This is a genomic window from Rhodopseudomonas sp. (genome assembly GCF_013377015.1).
Taxonomy (GTDB): Bacteria; Pseudomonadota; Alphaproteobacteria; order Rhizobiales; family Xanthobacteraceae; genus JARJEH01.
Window position 1 is genome coordinate 389,412 of the sequence record NZ_JACABA010000003.1, and the last position, 19,788, is coordinate 409,199.

Genomic DNA, 19,788 nt, shown 5'->3' on the forward strand with positions numbered 1-19,788 from the left:
TCGTATGTTTCACTGCAGCACCATCACGTCCTGATCCGGATGCTCGGCATAGAGCCGCGCGACCAGATCGGCGCGGCGCTCAAGGCCGGCGCGCTGGTTGATGTAGCCCTTGTCGGTGAGTTCGTTGCCGTCGATCGAGGCCGGCTCGGTCATCAGCATGACACGCGCGATCCGCATCGAGCTGGCACCTTCGGTCGCCGCGTTGTGCGCCTGCAAGCCGCTGCGGAGCGCCGCCAGCACCAAAGGATGCTTCACCACATCGTCGTAAGTCGCCTCCGGATCGCCGACGATCTGCCGGCACGCGTGCAGGTTCGGCCAGGCCAGCAGGCCGACGAAGGGGCGGTCCTGGCCCGCGACCAGCGCATCCTGGATCACCGGCGTGGCGGCGGCGATCGCGTCGGTGCGCAATGAGCCGACATGCACGAAGGTGCCGGTCATCAGCTTGAAATCCTCGACCACGCGACCGGCGAAGATGATGCCTTGCACCGGATCGTTGGGATCGACGAACACGCCAGCATCGCCGATCTTGTAGAAACCCTCCTCATCGAACGCGGCTTCGGTGAGGTCTGGTCTTCCGAAATAGCCGGGCGTGACGTTGACGCCGCGCAGCCGCAATTCGTATTTATCGCCGATCGGGATCATCTTGAGCTCGACGCCGGGGAACGGCAGCCCGATCAAGCCGACTCGCTCGGTGTCCCAATAGGTCCCGGTCGAGGTCGGCGCGGTCTCGGTCGAGCCGTAGCCGGTATAGAATACAATGCGTTCGCCGGTGGCGCGCACCGCCAGCGCCTGCATCCGGTCGAACAGATCGTCCGGCAGCCGCGCACCGCCATAGGCCATCAGGCCGAGATTCTTGAAGAAGCTGCGGCACAGCGCGTCGTCCTTCTCCATCGCCGCCGCCAGCGCCGCATAGCCGGCGGGCACATTGGCGTAGTAGGTCGGCGAAATTTCCTTGAGGTTGCGCAGCGTCTCGTCGATCAGGCCGGGCATCGGCCTTCCGTCGTCGATATACAGCGTGCCGCCTTCGATCAGCACCGGATTGAACAGCGCGTTGCCGCCCATGGTGTGGTTCCACGGCATCCAGTCGAGATAGGTCGCCTGCGGTGCGTTCGGATCGCGCGGCCGCACCTGCATCATCATCGCGGCGTTGGCGCACATCATCGCCTGAGTATTGATCACCGCCTTCGGCATCCCGGTCGAGCCAGAGGTGAACAGCAATTTGCCAACAGTGTCGGGGGTGATTCGCGCGATCGAGTCCGCGACCTCGCTGGTCACCGGCGTCGCAGCTAGATCGGCGAAGGCGATGCTGTCGATGCCGTCGACCGGGTTGGCGACATGCACCACGGTGACGCCGGTGAGATCGAGCGCGTGCAGCGCTTTCGCGAACGCCGTCGCATCCTGCACCAGCACCAACGCCGGTTTCACCAGATCGAACAGGTACTTCAATTTGACGTGGTCGTGGCTCATCAGCGAATAGGCCGGCGACACCGGCGCCGCCGGAATCCGCGCCTGCATCGCAGCCATCGTCATCAGCGCGTGCTCGATCGAATTGCCCGACAGGATCGCCACCGGCCGGCCGGGCGGCAGCTTGAGATCGAGGATGCCCTGGGTCAGCGCGTCGACGGTGCGTTTGGCCTCGCCATAGCTGAGCTTGCGCCATTGCCGCTCGGCGCCGGTGCGCTGCGCCAGCCAAGTCCGCTCCGGTCGCTCCACCGCCCACCGCGCCAGCGCGGCCGGGATATGCGGCTCGTAATCCTTCAGCGGGAAATTCGATTTCAGCACGATCACGCCATCGGGGCGGCGTTCGACGGCGATGTCGCGCGGCAGCCAGTCGATCTTGCGAAAGGCGGGTTTTTCCAGCACGGCGGCGGCGCTTGGACTCATCTGGCGTCTCCCGTTGTCGCGGTCTCTTCTCGGACCGATCGAAATCTTCTGGTTCTAGCGTCGAATATAGACCGGCTTGCGCTTTTCCAGAAACGCGCTGATGCCCTCGTCGAAATCCTCCGAGCGCGAGCACAGCACCTGGTTGCGGTCTTCCAGCGCAATCACCTGCTCGATCGATCCCGCATCGACCGCCATGTTGAGGCATTCCTTCGATAGCCGCAGCCCGATCGGCGACGCCGCCAGCATCGCGTCGATGAAGGGTGCGGCGGCCTCGTCGAGCTGGTCGTCCTCGACCAGCTCTGAGACCAGCCCGACCATCAGCGCGCGTTCGGCGCCGATGAAGCGGCCGGTCAGGATCAGTTCGGACGCCACCGAGACACCGACCAGCCGTGGCAGGAAATAGCTGGTGCCGATGTCGCAGCCGCCGAGACCCAATTTGATGAAGGCGCAGTTCATCCGCGCCGAGCGCCCGGCGATGCGGATGTCCGCCGCCAGCGCCAGCGCGAAGCCGCCGCCGGCCGCGGCGCCATGCACCAAGGCGATGATCGGCTGTGGGCAGCGCCGCATCAGCATCACGATGTCGGCGATCCGCCGCTGGGAGTCCAAAGATTCGGTGACGCCCGGCGGCTCCTGCCGGGTGGCGCGGCGCGCCATCGCCTCCTTGAGGTCGAGGCCGGCGCAGAAATTCTTGCCGGCGCCCTTCAGTACGACGATGCGGGTATCGCGATTGCGCTGCAACTGGCCGAAGTAAACGTTCAATGCGTCGATCAGTTCGGGATTGAGCGCATTCAGGCTGTCGGGTCGATTCAGCGTCACCCAATCGACGCCGTCGGCGTGGTCGATCAGCAGCGGTTGGGTCACGCACGCTCTCCCGGACTTTTGTTGTTCGTCCCGCCGGTGGCGGCGGTTGGTGTTGCACCCTCTCCCACGAGGGGAGAGGGGCAAATCGCTTCGGAGAACTACCGCGGCGCCATGCGGATGGCGCCGTCGAGCCGGATCGTCTCGCCGTTCAGCATTGGGTTCTCGACGATCTGCACCGCCAGCATGGCGTATTCGCTGGGATCGCCGAGCCGCGCCGGATGCGGCACCTGGGCGCCGAGGCTCTTTTGCGCTTCTTCGGACAAGCCCATCAGCAGCGGAGTCAGGAACAGGCCCGGCGCGATGGTCATGACGCGGATCTTCATCGAGGCGAGATCGCGCGCCACCGGAAGCGTCATGCCGACGATGCCGCCCTTCGAGGCCGAATAGCCGGCCTGGCCGATCTGGCCGTCATAGGCCGCGACGCTGGCGGTGTTGATGATGACGCCGCGTTCCTCGCCGATGGTCGGCGCGTTCTGCATGCGCTCGGCGACGAGGCGAATGCAGTTGAAGGTGCCGATCAGGTTGACCTTGATGATGCGGGAGAAGTGATCGAGCGGATAGGCGCCCTGCTTGCCGACGGTCTTGATCGCGCCGCCGATGCCGGCGCAATTGACCAGCACGCGAATCGTGCCGTTGGCGGCCTCGGCCTTTTCGATCGCGGCCTTGACTGGGGCTTCCTCGGAAACGTCGCCGACGCAGGCCACGCCGTTGATCTCGGCGGCCACCTTCTCGGCATTGTCCTTGTTCATGTCGAGCACGGCGACCTTGGCGCCCTTGGCAGCCATCGCGCGCGCGGTCGCGGCGCCGAGCCCCGACCCTCCGCCGGTGACGAGAACGGAGACGTCTTTCAACTGCATTGTACAATCCCTTTCCTTGGGCGTTTTCGCTTGTTCTTGAAACTGGTGCTCAAGTCGGCGCTGTTGCCGGTTCTTGAAGCCGTGTTCGCTGGCCGAACCTTACAGCAGATCCTTGGGCGTTTCCCGATGGTTTTTGGTCTTAAAACTGGTCCTTGAGCGTTTCCCCGGTGTTCCGGGTTGTTGTTTAATCCGATTCTCAAACCAATCCTTGGGCGCTTCCTGATATTTTCTTGTTGAGCTCAGTCAGTCCTTGGGCATCGCCTGAAGTTTCTTTCGCCTGCCTCTTGCGGGCAGGTCCAAAACTGGTCCTTGGACGTTTCTTGTTATTGTTCGGAATTATCCTTGGGCGTTTCCCGGTATTTTCTTGTTGAGCCTTCGCGTCTTCAGTTGTCCTTGGGCCGTTTCTTCTTCTTGTTATTCCTGCATCATCCGGCGGTCGCTGGCTTCGGCAGCAACAGGCCGCCGAGGATGAGTTGGTCCATGTGCGCGATATAATCGCGGCAGACTTCATCGGTGATCGGCCCGACGCCGACCGCGCGCGACATCGCGTGCCGTCCGAAAAACAGGTGATCGCAGGCGCCGATCAGGCTGGTGTAGAACAGCACCGGGTCGACCGGGCGGAACTCGCCGGCCGCCACGCCTTCCTCCAGCAGCCGGCGATGGAATTCGAGCAGCGGTCCGACGAAGAATTTCGACACTTCATCGGCGGCCTCTTCGCTGCTTTCGTGCAGCAGATAGTGGATCAGCCGGTTCATATAGGGGAACTGATAATACGCCTTGATGATGCCGGCGATGTGCAGCTTCAGCTTGGCGGTCGACGAGATCGGCTGCGCCAGCAGATAATTGAGCTGGGCGGTCTCGTTGGCGGCGTCGTGCGCCAGCAGCGCCAGCAGCAGGCCTTCCTTGTTGCCGAAATGATATTTCACCAACGCGGCGTTGACGCCGGACTTCTGCGCGATGTCGGCAAGCGAGATCTCGATCGAATTGTGTTCGATCATGAGTTCGCCGGCCGCCACCAACAGTTTGTCGGCGGTCTGGTTCTTGCCGGCCGGGACCCGGACCGCTGACGAGAGGTTCAAATGCGCTGCCATCGGCGTCGCAGATAGCGCATGGCCGGCCATCACTCAAGGGTTTAATTGATTGATTGACTAAATCCTGCCCCGTCCCTTAAATCCGACGCATCCGCCTACCAGCAAATCACAGAAAAACCGGGAGAACGCTCATGGCTGAGGCCTATATCGTCGCCGCCGCACGGACCGCCGGCGGCCGCAAGGGAGGCCGGCTCGCTGGCTGGCATCCGGCCGATCTCGCAGCCTCGGTGCTCGATGCCCTGGTGGAGCGTTCCGGCGCCAATCCTGACCAAATCGAGGACGTCATCATGGGCTGCGTCAGCCAAGGTGGCGAACAGTCGGTGAACATCGCCCGCAACGCGGTGCTGGCGTCAAAGCTGCCGGAAAGCGTTCCCGGAACCTCGATCGACCGGCAGTGCGGCTCGTCGCAGCAGGCGCTGCATTTCGCCGCCCAGGCGGTGATGTCTGGCAGCATGGACATCGTGATCGCGTCGGGCGTCGAGAGCATGACAAGGGTGCCGATGGGCTCGCCCAGCATCCTCGCCGCCAAGGCCGGGCTCGGCAGCTACAAGAGCCCGCATATGGAGCAGCGTTACCCCAATATCCAGTTCAGTCAGTTCACCGGCGCGGAAATGATGGCGGAGAAATACGGGCTGACCAAAGACGAACTCGACCAGTTCGCCTATCAGAGCCATCAGCGCGCGATCGCGGCGACGCAGGGCGGCCGGTTCAAGGACGAAATCATTCCGCTGCAGATCACCCGCGCCGACGGCTCGACCGACACCCATCAGATCGACGAAGGCATTCGGTTCGACGCCACGCTCGACGGCATCCGCGGCGTCAAGCTGATCCAGGAAGGCGGCCGGCTTTCGGCCGCCTCCGCCAGCCAGATCTGCGATGGCGCCTCCGGCGTCCTGGTGGTCAATGAGCGCGGGCTGAAGCAACTCGGCATCAAGCCGATGGCGCGGATCCATCACATGACCATGATGGGCGGCGATCCGGTGATCATGCTGGAAGCGCCGCTGCCGGCTACCGAACGCGCGCTGCAGAAGGCCGGGATGAAGATCGACGACATCGACCTGTTCGAGGTCAACGAGGCCTTCGCCTCGGTGCCGGCCGCGTGGCTGAAGGCCACCGGCGCGGATCCCGCGCGGCTCAACGTCAATGGCGGCGCCATCGCGCTCGGCCATCCGCTCGGCGGCTCCGGCACCAAGCTGATGACCACGCTGGTGCACGCGCTGCAGCAGAGCGGCAAGCGCTACGGCCTGCAGACCATGTGCGAAGGCGGCGGCATGGCCAACGTCACCATCGTCGAGCGGCTCTGACGCACGATATCCTCATCCTGAGGAGCGCGCGTTTGCGCGCGTCTCGAAGGATGGGGCCGATCATCCTCATGGTTCGAGACGCGCGCCAGCTGGCGCGCTGCTCGCCATGAGGCGCAGATTGTGCCGCGGGCTCCTTTAAGGTATCGCGGGGCGGGTTGAGCGCTACGCCACCATCCAGCAAAATCACCAACGACAAATCGAGCGGACCAATCCGCCTTCATCGCCCAAGAGGAACGCCCATGACCCATCCGTCGATCTACGCCAAGACCCAGCCCGACAAGATCGCCTATCAGATGGCGGACTCCGGCAAGGCGATCACCTATCGCCAGCTCGACGAACTGTCGAACCAGGGTGCGCAGTTGTTCCGCGCGCTCGGCCTGAATGCCGGCGATCACATCGCGCTGTTGATGGAGAACCGACTGGCGTTCATGGAAATCTGCTGGGCGGCGCAACGCGCCGGGCTGTACTACACCGCGATCAGCCGCTACCTGACCCCGGACGAGATCGCCTACATCGTCAAGGATTGCGGCGCCAAAGTCGTGATCACCTCGCCGAAAGGCGGCGACGCCATCGCGCCGCTGATCGCCGCGTCGCCAGGCGTGGCTTTCTTCATGGTCGACGAGCCGCTGCCCGGCTTCCGCTCCTGGGACCGCGAGGCCGCCGCGCAGCCGACCACGCCGATCGCCGATCAGGTCGCCGGCTACGACATGCTGTATTCGTCCGGCACCACCGGGCGACCCAAGGGCATCAAGCGCGCCTTCGAAGGCAACCCGATCGAGCTGCCGAATCCGTTCCTGAAAATCCTGTGCGCCGACATGTGCGGCATGAGCGCCGACAGCATCTATTTGTCGCCGGCGCCGCTGTATCACGCGGCTCCGTTGCGCTTCAACATGATGGCGATCACGCTCGGCGGCACCTCGATCATCATGGAGAATTTCGACGCCGAGGAATTTCTGCGGCTGGTGGAGAAGTACAAGGTCACCCAGTCGCAGCTGGTGCCGACGATGTTCGTCCGCATGCTGAAGCTGCCCGAGGAGGTCCGCAAGCGCTACGATGTCTCCTCGCTGAAAGGCGCGATCCATGCCGCCGCGCCCTGCCCGGTCGACGTCAAGGCCAAGATGATCGAATGGTGGGGGCCGATCCTGATCGAGTACTACGCCGGCTCCGAGGGCAACGGCGTCACGGTGTCGAACTCGCAGCAATGGCTAACCCATCGCGGCACCGTCGGCCGCGCCGTGGTCGGCAAGGTCAGGATTTTGGGCGAGAACGATGAGGAAATGCCGGTCGGCGAGATCGGCACAGTGTACTTCGCCGATGCGCCGGTGTTCAGCTATCATAACGATCCGGACAAGACCAAGCGCGCCTACAACGATCGCGGCTGGTCGACGCTCGGCGACGTCGGTTATCTCGACGCCGAGGGTTTTCTCTATCTCACCGACCGCAAGAGCTACATGATCATCTCCGGCGGCGTGAACATCTATCCGCAGGAGACCGAGGACGTGCTGCTAACCCATCCCGACGTCGCCGACGTCGCGGTGTTCGGCGTGCCGAACGAGGAGATGGGCGAAGAGGTCAAGGCCGTGGTACAGGTGCGCGACGGTGCGCGCGCCGACAAGGCGCTTGCCGACGAACTGATCGTGTTCTGCCGCAAGCATCTGTCGCCGATCAAATGCCCGAAGAGCATCGACTTCGAAGCCGAACTGCCGCGCACCCCAACCGGCAAGCTGGTGAAGCGACATCTGAAGGATCGCTACTGGCCGAAGAAGGAATCCGCGGCGGCGTGAACAGACGCGTCGCCTCCAGCCGTCATTCCGGGGCGCGAGCCCTTGGGCGAGCGAACCCGGAATCTCGCTGCAGACCAATGCGCCGGCGTCCTGCGCAAGGTTCCGGGTTCGCTCGCAGCTATCGCTACGCGCGCCCCGGAACGACGCATTCAATGGGAAGACCACAAGCGTGACCGATACCGGAACGATCGGCCCCATCCCTCTCCCGCCCGGCATCCGCGCGCGCTATGTCGATGGCATCAACGGCTTGCGCGTCCACGTGCTGGAGGCCGGCTTCGAGACCAAGGGCCGGCGCTGCGTGCTGCTGCTGCACGGCTTTCCGGAACTGGCCTATAGCTGGCGCAAGGTGTTGCCGCGGCTGGCGGCGGCGGGCTATCACGTGATCGCGCCGGACCAGCGCGGCTATGGCCGCACCACCGGCTGGGACGCCGACTACGACGGTGATCTCTGCTCGTTCCGGCTGCTCAATCTGGTACGCGACGCGCTCGGTGTTGTCGCGGCTTTCGGCTATCGCAGTGTCGACGCCGTAGTGGGGCATGATTTCGGTGCATCGGTGGCGGCGTGGTGCGCGCTGGTGCGGCCCGACGTGTTTCGCTCGGTGGCGCTGATGAGCGCGCCGTTCTCCGGGCCGCCGCCGCTGCCATTCGCCACCGTCGATGCGCCGCGGCAGCCGACGCCGGAGGATCCGGTGCATCGCGACCTCGCGGCGCTGCCGCGGCCGCGCAAGCATTACCAATGGTACTATTCGACTCGCGAGGCCAATGCCGACATGCAGCACGCGCCGCAGGGCGTGCATGATTTCCTGCGCGGCTATTATCATTACAAGAGCGCCGACTGGACAGGCAATGCGCCCTATCCGCTCGAGGGCTGGACCGCTGCCGAACTGGCGAATATGCCGACCTATTATGTGATGGACCTGGCGCAAACCATGGCGCAGACCGTCGCGCAGGAAATGCCGACGGCCGCGGAGATCGCCGCCTGTCGCTGGCTGCCCGACCATGAGCTCGCGGTCTACAGCGCCGAATATGCCCGCACCGGATTTCAGGGTGGGTTGCAATGGTATCGCTGCGGCACATCCGGCGCGTTCACCGCCGAGCATGAAACCTATGCCGGCCGCAGCATCGACGTGCCGTCCTGCTTCATCGCTGGCTTACAGGATTGGGGCACATATCAGCGCCCGGGCGCGTTCGAGGCGATGCAGAGCACCGCCTGCAGCAACATGATCGGCTGCGATCTGATCGACGGCGCCGGCCACTGGGTGCAGCAGGAGCAGCCGGACGAGGTCAGCCGGCTGCTGCTGCGGTTCCTGGACAACGGCGCGGCCGCCCGGTCCTGATCCAGAGCGCCGGCAGGGCGGACGGCGGCAAGAAAAAGAGTCCACCGCCCGGTGCCGCGGGCTATGCTGCTCGATATGGGCTTTGCGATCTCGACCACGCACCGATGACACCGCGATTGCTGATCCGCTCGGGGGCCGCCGCGTCGGCCATCGCACATCTGGCACTGCTCGGCCTGGTACTGTTGATGGCCGAGGTGCATCCGTTTGCCGCGGAACAGGTCGAGACGATCGCGGTCGACGTGGTGACGCCGGAGGAGGCGCCGCCGCCCCCGGCCCCCGAAGCGACACCGCCAACGCCGCCGCCGATCATCGAACCGCCGGCGAAACCCTCGTTCGCCGAGGCGGCTCCGCCCGTGCCGCCGCCTCAACCGGCACCGCCACCGGCCGAGCCGGAAAAGCGACCGCAGCCAAAGGCGTCCGCCGCGCCGCCCGCGAAGCCGGCGCCCCAGGCGCAAACCGCGCCCCAAGCAGCAGCCGCGCCACAGCAGGCCGTCGCCCCCGCGTTGCCGCCGGCGATTCCGCAGGAGCCCGACGTCACCGTCAAATATTCCGTGTTGCTCGGCTTGCCGCCCAACACCGACTTCGACGCGCCAGCGGAAACCCAGGCCAATATCGGCGCCGACAATGTCGCGGCGTTGCGGCGACACCTGAAATCCTGCGCACCGCTGCCGGCGGCGCTGTCGCCCAGCGACACGGTCAGAATCGTGCTGCGGGTGTCGCTGACGCCGGATGGACGGCTGGCGCGGCCTCCCGATCTGATCGAGGCCAGCGCCTCAGCTAAGGGCCCGGCGCTGATGCGCGGCGCGATCGACGCGCTCACCAAATGTCAGCCCTACAGCATGTTGCCGGCGGGCAAATACCAGGAATGGAAGGTGCTCGACCTCGACTTCAAGCCGCAGGATTTCGGCGGCGGATAGCGCGCAACAAAAAAGCTCCGGTTGGACCGGAGCTCCAAGTCACGAGAGAGACCAGACGGGGCGTCGACGCGGAGTCGGCCCCGCGAAATCCTCAATCCCTACCGCCCGTTGAAGCGATAGTTCAAATGCACGGCGAAGACGTCGAGATCCTGGCGGATCCGGTAGATGTCGCCGGTCGAGAACACCAGGTCGCGGCGGCCGAGGAACACATGGTTGTATTCGCCGGCGATCGAAACGTGCTCGGAGAAGGCCAGCTCGAAGCCAAATCCAGCCGAGGGTCCAAAGCGGGTTTCCGAGGCGGTCGCCAGGGTCAGCCCGGTGCCGGTGTCGAAGACGTCGTATTTGTCGTGGACCCCGCCGACGCCGCCCTTGCCGTAAAATAGCACGTTATTCAGCGCGTAACCAAGCCGGCCGCCGAACAGGCCGAACGCATTGATCAGCGAGCGGTTGGTTTGCACGCCGGGGAACAGCAGGCTGGCAGCGCTGCCCCGCGCCTCGCCCCAATCACCCTGCGCCGAGAGGCCGAGCACCCAGCTGCCGACCTGATAGTCGAAGCCCGCCTGGACGCCGCCAAAGGCGCCGTCAATTCTTTGATTGCCGTCGGGACCGGTCGGCAACAGCGGCCCGAGATAGTCCCAGCGCTTGTCGGCGTGGATGATGGTGGCATTGCCGCCGATATAGAAGCCGGTCCAGTCATAGACGGAAGCGACCGGCGCGGCCTTCACCGGCAGGTCGGCGGCCAACGCCGGAGACGCCCCAACCAACGCCAGCAGACCCGCACCCCACAAAGCTGATTTCATGTCGATCCCCTGAGCTCGCCCACCCGAGCGTCCTTGCTATCCATGTCGCCGCTTTGCGGCGCCTGCCTTGGATGGAGGCGCCGCCGTTCGATCCCGTCAGAACAAGATCGTCGAGTAGAGAATGAACGTGTTCTTGTTATGCTGGGTCAGCGTGTCGCCGTTGTACTTGGTGTAGTAGAAGTACTGGGCGCCCAGCCGTGCATTGAACCACGGCCAGTATGGCGCCCGACTGGTGCCGAACGGCAGATAGGCGAGTTCGGCCATGAAGCCCGTGGTATCGGGAACGATTCCCCAGTTCGGGTCCGTCAATGTCGGCCCGTACAGGCCGGCGTCGGGCGATCCCCAGGTCCGGAAATATTGTCCGGTCGCCACCACGCGGTTGTCACCGCCAATCGCCACGGTCGAGCTGAGCCGCAACGTATTGAGCGAGTCGCTCAGGTTCGCGGGCGTCGATGCTCCGACATAGCCGGCGTCGTAGCGCTGCTGCTCGCGGATATAGGCGCCTTTCAGGATCACCCAGAAATTGTCGCCGCGGTACTGATACTGGGTGTCGACGCCGATGTCGGTGTATTTGTTGGTGATCGCATAGGGCGACGCCGCGATAGCGCCGGTCAGATCGAGGGGAACCGGAACGCCAGCCACCGACCATGGAGCAATCTCGAACCGGCTGGCAAAGCCGCCGACCATCAGATTGTGATCGCCGAAGCGCTGCTCCAGCGCGATGCGGCCGTAGGGAGCGATGCCGGCGATCTGGCCGAGGCTGCCGAGCGGATCCGCACCCAACCGGGTCGCCGCCGCGACGCCGAGCGTCTTGTAGCCGGTGGCTTCCAGATACAGCATGTCGTTGATGAACAGGTAGGTGCCGAGGCCGCCGACGCGCTGGCCATATTGACCGTCGATCACCGTCGAGGTGGCCGGCCCGGTGAAGCCGAGCTGGGTGGTGAAATAGGGATGGGTCCAGGCCGGCGCCGTGTTCCAGACATCCTGCACGGTCGGATTGTTATGCGCGGTGATGCCGAACAGCACGTCAGTGCCGGCGACCTGGAACGTACTGGCGTAGCGCAGGTCGACATTGTCCCAGCCCCACGTTCCCTTTGCGGCGTCGATCGCCGGGAAGCCATAGGTCAGCTGGGCGAACACGCCGACATTGTCGCTCATCGCGCCGCCGCCGAACAAACTGGCCTGCGCCAGCCCGACATTGTCGTTCGCCTTCCAGTGGTTGACGCCGGGCTGCCAATTCGGATCCGCCGCCTGGGTGTGGGTGTAGCCGGAGATCAGCATGACGGCGAGAGGCGGATACCAGCCCTTTTCCTCATCGGCCTGCTGAACGGCAGCGAACGCATTGTTGATCGCCTGCTGCGGGGCCGTCGTGGTCTTCTTGCCGTTGTTTTGAGGGCCGGCGTTATCTTGGCCAGCCGTCTGCGCCGCATAGGAGCGCAATTCGGCGGTCGCGTCCTTCGCGGCGGCGACGCCGGGCACCAGGACGCTGCGGAAATCGTCCACGGTCGGAAAGACCTTGCCCGACGGCGGGATCGGAAACAGCGTCTTGCGGAACGGACCACCGCCCAGCGTGTAGCCGCCGAGCTTGAAGCGGCGACCGAACGGCGTCAGCCCGAGCACGTCGGTGTGACAATTGCCGCAAGGCTGCGCGGTCTGTCGCGCAAAAATCGGCAAGGCCTGCGCGGATTGCGTGGTTGCCACCAGCGTGGCCGACGCCAGCAGACCCACCGCCAGAGCACCTATGACGCCGACAATGGTCTTCCCAAGACATCGACCTAACAGCATGGCACCGCCCCCAATGCGCAATCTTCGCTCCTCCCAACGCCGCATTACTCACCGCGCCGCTGCAGCCACCCGCCGAATCCGAATCCGCGGCGACGGCACTGGTACATTAACTAACAACTACCAAGTCTGCGCAATTGTCCAGATTGGTAGTTCACGGCAACATTGTCAGATATATTTCCCGATGTGTCTTGCCGGCAACAACCGATATAAGCCTAGACGCAAATCAGTTACGAGTAGTTCGCAAGTATCAAATTACCATAATGATTTAATACGTCGTCCATCCGACATTAAGCACCAATAATTCATCTGCCGGATTTGCGATTGCCTGTGTCGCAGCGACGACCGTAGCAACAGCTGGAATTCCAGAACTCAACAGCGGCCTCGCGCGCTCGAAATGCCTCAGTTCTGAAAGCAACCGGTTGATGCGGTGCTGGGCCGAGGCCCAGCACGCTGATGATCAGGCCTTCGCGTTGAACAAAGTGCACCAGCCATTCGGGCTGACGGGGCCGTCGACCTGGGAGCAATTGCTCGGCGCCGTGAAGTTCTGGCACTTGGCACAGGTCTGACCGCCTTTCGGCGTCGCCTGGTAGTTGGCCGCCTGCTTGGTCATCTTGGCGGCGAGCACTTCGTTGCTGGTCAGACCGACGAGGGCCACTGCCCCGGCGGTACCAGCGACGGCCTTGAACAACCCGCGCCGGGTCATCGATGCCGACAATTCACGCGTGATTTTTGTCATAACTTCCTCCCAATTCGGTGATGAATTTTTTGAAGACGTCGTCTGCTTCGTACGACGGACTGCGCAAACAAACTCGACCGGATTTGCGCAGTTTCAATTTCGCAAACGGCTACTTCTGGCCGCGGTCGATCGATACGAACCGAAGCACGCTTCAAACTCATCATTTGCGGCGATGCTGCATCTATGATTCAGATCAAAAAACTACCGCCGCAGCGCGCCTGCGACAATTTGCTGCAGCCGCTTGTCAGCGTTTGGTAATCATTCGTCCGATTGGTTGGTCCGCGCGAGTGATAATCATTCGCGCAGATTTGTCGCACGGGCGGCAACCACCGCAACGGAGATCATGACTTGGCCGAATTGCATTCAAGCTTCTCAACCGCGACCGAACTCAACGCCGCGCTGAGAGCCAAGAAGGTCTCCGCAGTCGAACTGGCCAAGGACGCGATCGACCGCATCGAACGCTACGACGCGAACATCAACGCGATCTGTGTTCGCGATTTCGAGCGCGGCCTGCAGAGCGCGCGCGCCGCCGATCTGGCGCTGTCGCGCGGCGGGCGCGAACCGCTGCTCGGCATTCCGATGACCATCAAGGAGTCGTTCAACCTCGCCGGCACGCCGACAACATGGGGATTTCCGCCGCAGAAGAATTTCATCGCGGCGGACGATGCGCTGGCGGTGCAACGGGTGAAGGCGGCCGGCGGCGTGGTCCTGGCCAAGACCAATGTACCGATCGGGCTCGGCGACTGGCAGAGCTACAACGACATCTACGGCACCACCAACAACCCGTTCGATCTCGGCCGCACGCCCGGCGGTTCGTCCGGCGGATCGTCCGCGGCGCTCGCCGCCGGTTACGGCGCGCTGTCGCTCGGCTCCGACATCGGCGGCTCGCTGCGGGTGCCGGCGCATTATTGCGGCATCTACGCCCACAAGCCGACCTTCGCGCTGTGCCCGGCGCGCGGCCACACCCCGCCGCCGCTACCGCCGCTGCCGTCGAACCGCGATCTCTCGGTAATCGGACCGATGGCGCGCTCGGCCGCCGATCTGTCGCTGCTGCTCGACGTCATCGCCGGACCCGACCCGATCTTCGACGGCATAGCCTACCGGCTGGAGCTGCCGGCGCCGCGGCACACCGCGCTGAAGGATTTTCGCGTGCTGCTGCTCGACAACCATCCGTTGCTGCCGACCGGCGCCAACGTGCGCCAGGCGCTGCAGGCGCTCGCCTCCGGACTGAGCAAGGCCGGCGTCACCGTGACCCGCGAGACGCCTCTGCTGCCCGACCTCGCCGAGACCTCGCGGCTCTATGTCCGCATGCTGATGTCGTTCCTCGCCGTGGGCTTCCCATCGGAGATCTATGCCGGCGCGCAGGCCGAGGCCGCGCGGCTCGACCCCAAGGATCGCAGCCTTGCCGCCGAGCAGCTCCGCGGCATCACGCTCGGTCACCGCGACTGGCTGATCGACGACGGCGCCCGCACCGGCCTGCGCGCGCAGTGGCGCGCCTTGTTCGAGCAATACGACGCAGTGATCTGCCCGGTGATGCCGACGCCGGCCTATCCGCACGACCACAGCGAGCCGCAGGAGGCACGTCGCATCATCATCGACGGTGTCGAGCACCCTTACACCAGTCAGCTGGTATGGCCCGGCATCGCGACGCTACCCGGCCTGCCGTCGACCGCGATCCCGGTGGCGATGTCGCCGGAGGGATTGCCGATCGGCGTGCAGATCGTCGGCCCCTGGCTCGAGGACCGCACGCCGCTGAAGCTGGCCGAGTTGATCGAGCGTGAATTCGGCGGGTTCAAGCCACCGCCGGCGCTGATTGACTGATCGGCGACGCCGGACGATCCTCTGCCGGCGCGCCTTGCGCCGGCTGCCGGAGCACGAGATGAGACTGAGCGCCCTGAGCTTGATCGCCGCCCTGGCCGTCAGCGTGACCACACCTTCGCTCGCCGCGACGGTGGTCGCTCTGGGCGCGAGCAACACCTTCGGCAAGGGCGTGGCGCGCAGCCAGGCCTACCCGGAGCAGTTGCAGGCGATGCTGCGCGCCAAGGGTCGTTCGGTCAGGATCGTCAATGCCGGCATCAATGGCGACACCACCGACCACATGCTGGCGCGGCTCGACGGCCTGCTCGGCCGCGACACCGTCGCGGTGATCCTGCAGCCCGGCGGCAACGACCGGCGCAAAGGAAAGAGCGACACCGGCGCCAATATCGAGGCGATCCGCGCCAAGGTGTCGGCGCGCGGCATCAGGCTGATCATGCTGCCGAACAACATGCTGCACGGGCTGCCGCATCAGCCCGACGGTCAGCATCTCACCCCGGAAGGTTATCGCAGCCTCGCCGCGTCGCTCGCGCCCGAAGTCGAGGCCGCGCTGCGCTGACTGGCGCGGCGCAGCCTCGCGGTTGCTACGAGTCGAACATGATCACGCTGCGCACGGTCTTGCCGGCCTTCATCGCCGCGAAGCCTTCGTTGATCTCCGACAGCTTCAGCCGCGCCGAAATCCAGTCGTCGAGGTGCAGCCGGCCGCGCAGATAGAATTCGACCAGCCGCGGCATGTCGACGCGAAAATGGTTCGAGCCCATCGACGAGCCCTGGATTCTCTTCTCGCGCAGGAAATCGAAGCCGTGCAGTTCGATCTTCTGGCCGAACGGAATCATCCCGACGATGGTGGCGGTGCCGCCCGGCGCCAACATCGCAAAGGCCTGTTCGGCGGTCTCCTTGCGGCCGAGCACCTCGAACGCATGATTGACGCCGCCCTTGGTGAGATCGCGCACCTGCTGCACGACGTCACCATTGGCGGGATCGACGATATCGGTGGCGCCGAGCTTGGTGGCGAGCTGCAATTTCGCCGGGTTGGTATCGATGGCGATGATACGGCCAGCGCCGGCGATCTCGGCGCCGTTGATCGACGCCATGCCGACGCCGCCGCAGCCGATCACCGCCACGGTTTCGCCCGGCGCGACCTTGGCCGTATTCACCACCGCGCCGAAGCCGGTGATGACGCCGCAGCCGATCAACGCGGCGAGATCGAGCGGCATGTCGCGGCGGATTTTGACGATGGCGTTCTCGTGCACCAGCATCTGCTCGGCGAACGATGAAAGATTTAGGAATTGGTGGAGCTTCTCCGAGCGCGCCCAGCTCAGCCGATTGGACACGCCGGGCAAGAGCTTCACCGTGGTGTCAGTGCACAACACCGGCCGCCCGGTCGAGCAATTGTCGCAGGTGCCGCAGAACACCGAGAGGCAAGTCACGACGTGATCGCCCGGCTGCACGTAAGTGACGTCGGAGCCGACCTGCTCGACCACGCCGGCCGATTCATGGCCGAGCACCGCCGGCAGCGGATGCGGATACAGCCCCTCCATGAAATGCAGGTCGGAATGGCACAGCCCCGCCACCGTGGTGCGGATCAGCACCTCGCGAGGCCCAGGCTTCTGCACGCTGACATCCTCGATCACGAGCGGCTTGTTGACTTCGTGGAGCACGGCGGCCTTCATTGGCGGTTTCCCTTGTTGCGGTCTTCTTGATTGCTCTTTGATCGTTGCGCGGCGGTTAGGCCGCCGTCAATAACTCGGCGATTTCCTTCATGTTCGCGGGGCCATCACCGAGCAGATGTTCGGCGATAGCAAATTCAGTATTGCCATTGCTCAGCGCAAACGGATCCGGCGCATTGAGCCGATGATCGACCACCAGCCGCGACAGCAGCACCCGGCGAGCATCGCCGCGCATCGCGTCGATCCGCGCGCCTTCCCAGGCCAACGTTACTGCGCTTGCAACGTGATACAGCGTGCTGGTGGCGCGGCGAGCGTCGGCTTCATGATCGGCGCGGCTGGCGACCTCGCGGGCGAAGCCGATGGCGCGATCAACCAGGCCGCGCAGCCGGTCGCGCCAGGCTTGCGGCACGCTGGCCGCGTCGTCGAGCCGCGCATGCAGATCGGCGGCCAGCGCCGATTCCGCGCCGTGGCGGCCGACCGCGCGCTTCAGCGCGTCGATCGCGACGATATTGCCGGTGCCTTCCCAGATCGAGCCGAGATGCGCGTCGCGCAGCAGCCGCGCGGTGGCGAATTCCTCGACATAGCCGATGCCGCCGCGCATCTCCAAGGCGTCGCCGCAGACTTTGCGCGCATCGCGCGTGGCGCGAAACTTCAAGGTCGGAGTCAGAATCCGCAGCAAGGCTGCGGCGTCCTGGCTGCCGGCCTCGGCGCGATCGAGCGCATCGGCGGTGAGGAAGCTCATCGACAGCGCCTGTTCGGTCGCCAGCATGATCTTCATCAACTGCCGCCGCGCCAGCGGCAGATCGACGATGCGACTTCCGAACACCACGCGACCACGCGCCACCGCCATCGCATCGTGATGCGCGCGTCGCATCAAAGCGGTCGACTTGACGCCATTCGACAGCCGCGACGAATTCACCATCTCGGCCATCTGCGCGAAGCCGCGGTCGAGTCGGCCGACCGAAAAGGCGATCGCGCCTTCCAGCTTGATTTCACCCGACGCCATCGAGCGGGTGCCGAGCTTGTCCTTCAGCCGCACGATCCGATAGTGATTGGGCGAGCCGTCATCGAGATGGCGCGGCATCAGGAACAGTCCGACGCCCCTGGTGCCGGGGCCGGCGCCCACCGGGCGCGCCAGCAGCATCACGATTTCGGCGTCGGCGTTGGAGCAGAACCATTTCTCGCCGCTCAGCCGCCAGTTATCACCCTCCTGCACCGCCGTGGTGGCGAGCGTGCCGACGTCGGAGCCGCCCTCCTTCTCGGTCATGAACTGGCCGCCCTGGGTCAGCCTGGTGATATCCGTCTGCGTCAGACCATCGAGATATCTTTCTTTGAGCGCGGCATCGCCGTAGGTCGACAGCAGCTTGGCGGCGCCATCGGTGACGTTGATCGGGCAACCCATGCCGAACTCGGCCTGGTTGAACAGAAACGTGAAGGCATGCTTCGCCACTACCGGATAGGTGTCGGGCCAGCCCATGATGCCCTTGCGATGCGACAGCGCGTGGATGCCGAATTCGCCGAACGCGGCGCGCTCCAGCTCGCGATAGGCCGGGTGATATTCGACATATTGCGCATCGCGACCGAAGCGGTCGCGGTGATGCAGCACCGGAACGTTACGGTCGGCGAGCCTTGCAGCCTCGTCGAGCGGGCCACCGCACAGGCTGCCTAGCCGGTCGAGATGCGGCTCGATGTGGCGGACCAGCGCGGCGGGCAGATGGATCCTCAATAGATCAGTCAGCGCCGGATCGGCGCGGTAGAAATTCATTCCGGAAGTGTCGGGCGCGATCAGATTGGCGCCGCCTTGAATATCCGACGACGGCGCCGGATCGCGTGTGTTTCCTGCCAACATTTGCAACTCTTATTTGTTCTGTTCGGATGCTATAAGTCTGTCCGACAGAGTGAGCCACAAAGCCACCCATAAATGCAATCGGAGGATAATCTATTGACCGAAGTCTATCGTATTTTTGGCGCTGAAATGTCGCCTTACTCGGTCAAGGTGCGGTCGTATTTTCGCTACAAGGGAATTCCGCATCAATGGGTGCTGCGCAACGCCGCCAGCCAGGCCGAATTCGAGCAGCACGCCAAAATGCCGATCATCCCGCTGGTCATTTCACCTGACGGAATTGGCATTCAGGATTCCACGCCGATCATCGATGCCATCGAGAAGCTGCATCCCGAGCCTTCGATCCATCCCGCCGATCCGGTCACCGGATTCATCTCGGCATTGCTCGAGGAATTCGGCGACGAATGGGGCAACAAGTGGATGTTCCATTTTCGCTGGGCCCGCGATGTCGACCAGATCAGTTCGGCCGGACGGATCGCGCGGATGCGCGCGCCTACCGCGGGCGAGCCCGAGCACGCCGCCGGCACTGAGCAGGTCCGCGCGCGGATGACCGATCGGGTCTGGTTCGTCGGCTCCAACGCGATGACCGCGCCGCAGATCGAGGCCGGTTTCCTCGACATCATGAGGCTGCTGAACGATCATCTGGCGACGCGGCCCTATCTGTTCGGCGGCCGCCCGGCGTTCGGCAACTTCGGGCTGTGGGGGCAGATCTATGAAATGTGGACCGATCCCACCGCGGGCGCGCTGATCGGCGGCAACGCGCCGCATCTGCTCGACTGGGTGCACCGGATGCTGTGGCCGCGCGCCGAGGGCGAATTCGAATCCTGGGCGACGCTGGCGCCGACCCTGATGCCGATCTTGACCAATCATGTCGGCCGACAATTCATGCCGTGGACGCTGGCCAATGAGAAGGCTTTGACCGACAAGCAGGAGGAATTCAGCGTCACTCTTGGCGACCAGGTCTGGACCCAGAAGCCGCAGAAATATCACGCGCGCTCGCTGGCCGCGTTGCGCGCGCGCTATGCTGCCGTGCCCGACAAAACCGCGCTCGATCCGGTGCTGGAAGCGGCTGGATGCCTCGCCGGATTGCGCGGCTGACGGGTGA

16 protein-coding genes are annotated in these 19,788 nt (G+C 64.4%); 7 read left to right on the top strand and 9 right to left on the bottom strand.

Features of this window, described 5'->3' with window-relative positions:
- Positions 1 to 9 precede the first annotated feature (9 nt).
- The 4 genes from HXX15_RS16935 to HXX15_RS16950 all read right to left on the bottom strand — a co-directional run bounded on the left by HXX15_RS16935 (position 10) and on the right by HXX15_RS16950 (position 4,693).
- Complete coding sequence (locus HXX15_RS16935; RefSeq protein ID WP_296517496.1) at positions 10 to 1,884, bottom strand: AMP-binding protein; 1,875 nt, start codon at positions 1,882 to 1,884, stop codon at positions 10 to 12.
- Between the two features lie 54 nt (positions 1,885 to 1,938).
- The gene (locus tag HXX15_RS16940; protein ID WP_296517497.1) at positions 1,939 to 2,745 is read right to left on the bottom strand and encodes an enoyl-CoA hydratase-related protein; all 807 of its coding nucleotides are present in this window, start codon (positions 2,743 to 2,745) and stop codon (positions 1,939 to 1,941) included.
- Positions 2,746 to 2,843: 98 nt separating this feature from the next.
- Entirely contained in the window at positions 2,844 to 3,602 is a 759-nt protein-coding gene (locus tag HXX15_RS16945) for an SDR family NAD(P)-dependent oxidoreductase (RefSeq protein ID WP_296517498.1), read from the bottom strand.
- Between the two features lie 425 nt (positions 3,603 to 4,027).
- Entirely contained in the window at positions 4,028 to 4,693 is a 666-nt protein-coding gene (locus HXX15_RS16950; protein WP_296517500.1) for a TetR family transcriptional regulator, read from the bottom strand.
- A gap of 131 nt (positions 4,694 to 4,824) precedes the next feature.
- Here HXX15_RS16950 and HXX15_RS16955 point away from each other — a divergent pair, with 131 nt between their 5' ends.
- The 4 genes from HXX15_RS16955 to HXX15_RS16970 all read left to right on the top strand — a co-directional run bounded on the left by HXX15_RS16955 (position 4,825) and on the right by HXX15_RS16970 (position 10,034).
- Positions 4,825 to 5,997 (top strand): acetyl-CoA C-acetyltransferase, encoded by a 1,173-nt coding sequence (locus HXX15_RS16955; protein WP_296517503.1) that lies wholly within the window; start codon positions 4,825 to 4,827, stop codon positions 5,995 to 5,997.
- A gap of 239 nt (positions 5,998 to 6,236) precedes the next feature.
- Positions 6,237 to 7,781, top strand: a complete 1,545-nt coding sequence (locus HXX15_RS16960) for an acyl-CoA synthetase (RefSeq protein WP_296517504.1) — start codon at positions 6,237 to 6,239, stop codon at positions 7,779 to 7,781.
- Between the two features lie 169 nt (positions 7,782 to 7,950).
- Positions 7,951 to 9,117, top strand: a complete 1,167-nt coding sequence (locus HXX15_RS16965; RefSeq protein WP_296517505.1) for an alpha/beta hydrolase — start codon at positions 7,951 to 7,953, stop codon at positions 9,115 to 9,117.
- 104 nt (positions 9,118 to 9,221) lie between these two features.
- Entirely contained in the window at positions 9,222 to 10,034 is an 813-nt protein-coding gene (locus HXX15_RS16970; protein ID WP_296517506.1) for a hypothetical protein, read from the top strand.
- Positions 10,035 to 10,132: 98 nt separating this feature from the next.
- On the opposite strand, the gene HXX15_RS16975 is transcribed toward HXX15_RS16970, so the two are convergent.
- The 3 genes from HXX15_RS16975 to HXX15_RS16985 all read right to left on the bottom strand — a co-directional run bounded on the left by HXX15_RS16975 (position 10,133) and on the right by HXX15_RS16985 (position 13,355).
- Positions 10,133 to 10,834, bottom strand: a complete 702-nt coding sequence (locus HXX15_RS16975; protein WP_296517507.1) for an outer membrane beta-barrel protein — start codon at positions 10,832 to 10,834, stop codon at positions 10,133 to 10,135.
- A gap of 96 nt (positions 10,835 to 10,930) precedes the next feature.
- Complete coding sequence (locus tag HXX15_RS16980) at positions 10,931 to 12,619, bottom strand: cytochrome C (protein WP_296517508.1); 1,689 nt, start codon at positions 12,617 to 12,619, stop codon at positions 10,931 to 10,933.
- A gap of 457 nt (positions 12,620 to 13,076) precedes the next feature.
- A complete protein-coding gene (locus HXX15_RS16985) occupies positions 13,077 to 13,355 on the bottom strand; it encodes a high potential iron sulfur protein (protein WP_296517509.1) in 279 nt (92 codons plus the stop codon).
- A 348-nt stretch (positions 13,356 to 13,703) separates the two neighbouring features.
- On the opposite strand from HXX15_RS16985, the gene HXX15_RS16990 reads away from it, so the two are divergent.
- Both HXX15_RS16990 and HXX15_RS16995 read left to right on the top strand, forming a co-directional pair.
- Positions 13,704 to 15,176 carry an amidase gene (locus HXX15_RS16990; RefSeq protein WP_296517510.1) on the top strand — a complete coding sequence of 491 codons (1,473 nt, stop codon included), beginning with the start codon at positions 13,704 to 13,706 and terminating at the stop codon, positions 15,174 to 15,176.
- Positions 15,177 to 15,234: 58 nt separating this feature from the next.
- Positions 15,235 to 15,729, top strand: a complete 495-nt coding sequence (locus HXX15_RS16995) for a GDSL-type esterase/lipase family protein (protein ID WP_296517511.1) — start codon at positions 15,235 to 15,237, stop codon at positions 15,727 to 15,729.
- 25 nt (positions 15,730 to 15,754) lie between these two features.
- On the opposite strand, the gene HXX15_RS17000 is transcribed toward HXX15_RS16995, so the two are convergent.
- On the bottom strand, positions 15,755 to 16,843 hold the full coding sequence (locus tag HXX15_RS17000) for a Zn-dependent alcohol dehydrogenase (protein WP_296517512.1): 1,089 nt from the start codon (positions 16,841 to 16,843) through the stop codon (positions 15,755 to 15,757).
- Positions 16,844 to 16,898: 55 nt separating this feature from the next.
- Positions 16,899 to 18,689 (bottom strand): acyl-CoA dehydrogenase family protein, encoded by a 1,791-nt coding sequence (locus HXX15_RS17005; RefSeq protein WP_296517513.1) that lies wholly within the window; start codon positions 18,687 to 18,689, stop codon positions 16,899 to 16,901.
- Between the two features lie 93 nt (positions 18,690 to 18,782).
- Between HXX15_RS17005 and HXX15_RS17010 the strand changes: the two genes are divergently transcribed.
- On the top strand, positions 18,783 to 19,781 hold the full coding sequence (locus HXX15_RS17010; RefSeq protein WP_296517514.1) for a glutathione S-transferase family protein: 999 nt from the start codon (positions 18,783 to 18,785) through the stop codon (positions 19,779 to 19,781).
- The last annotated feature ends 7 nt before the right edge of the window (positions 19,782 to 19,788 follow it).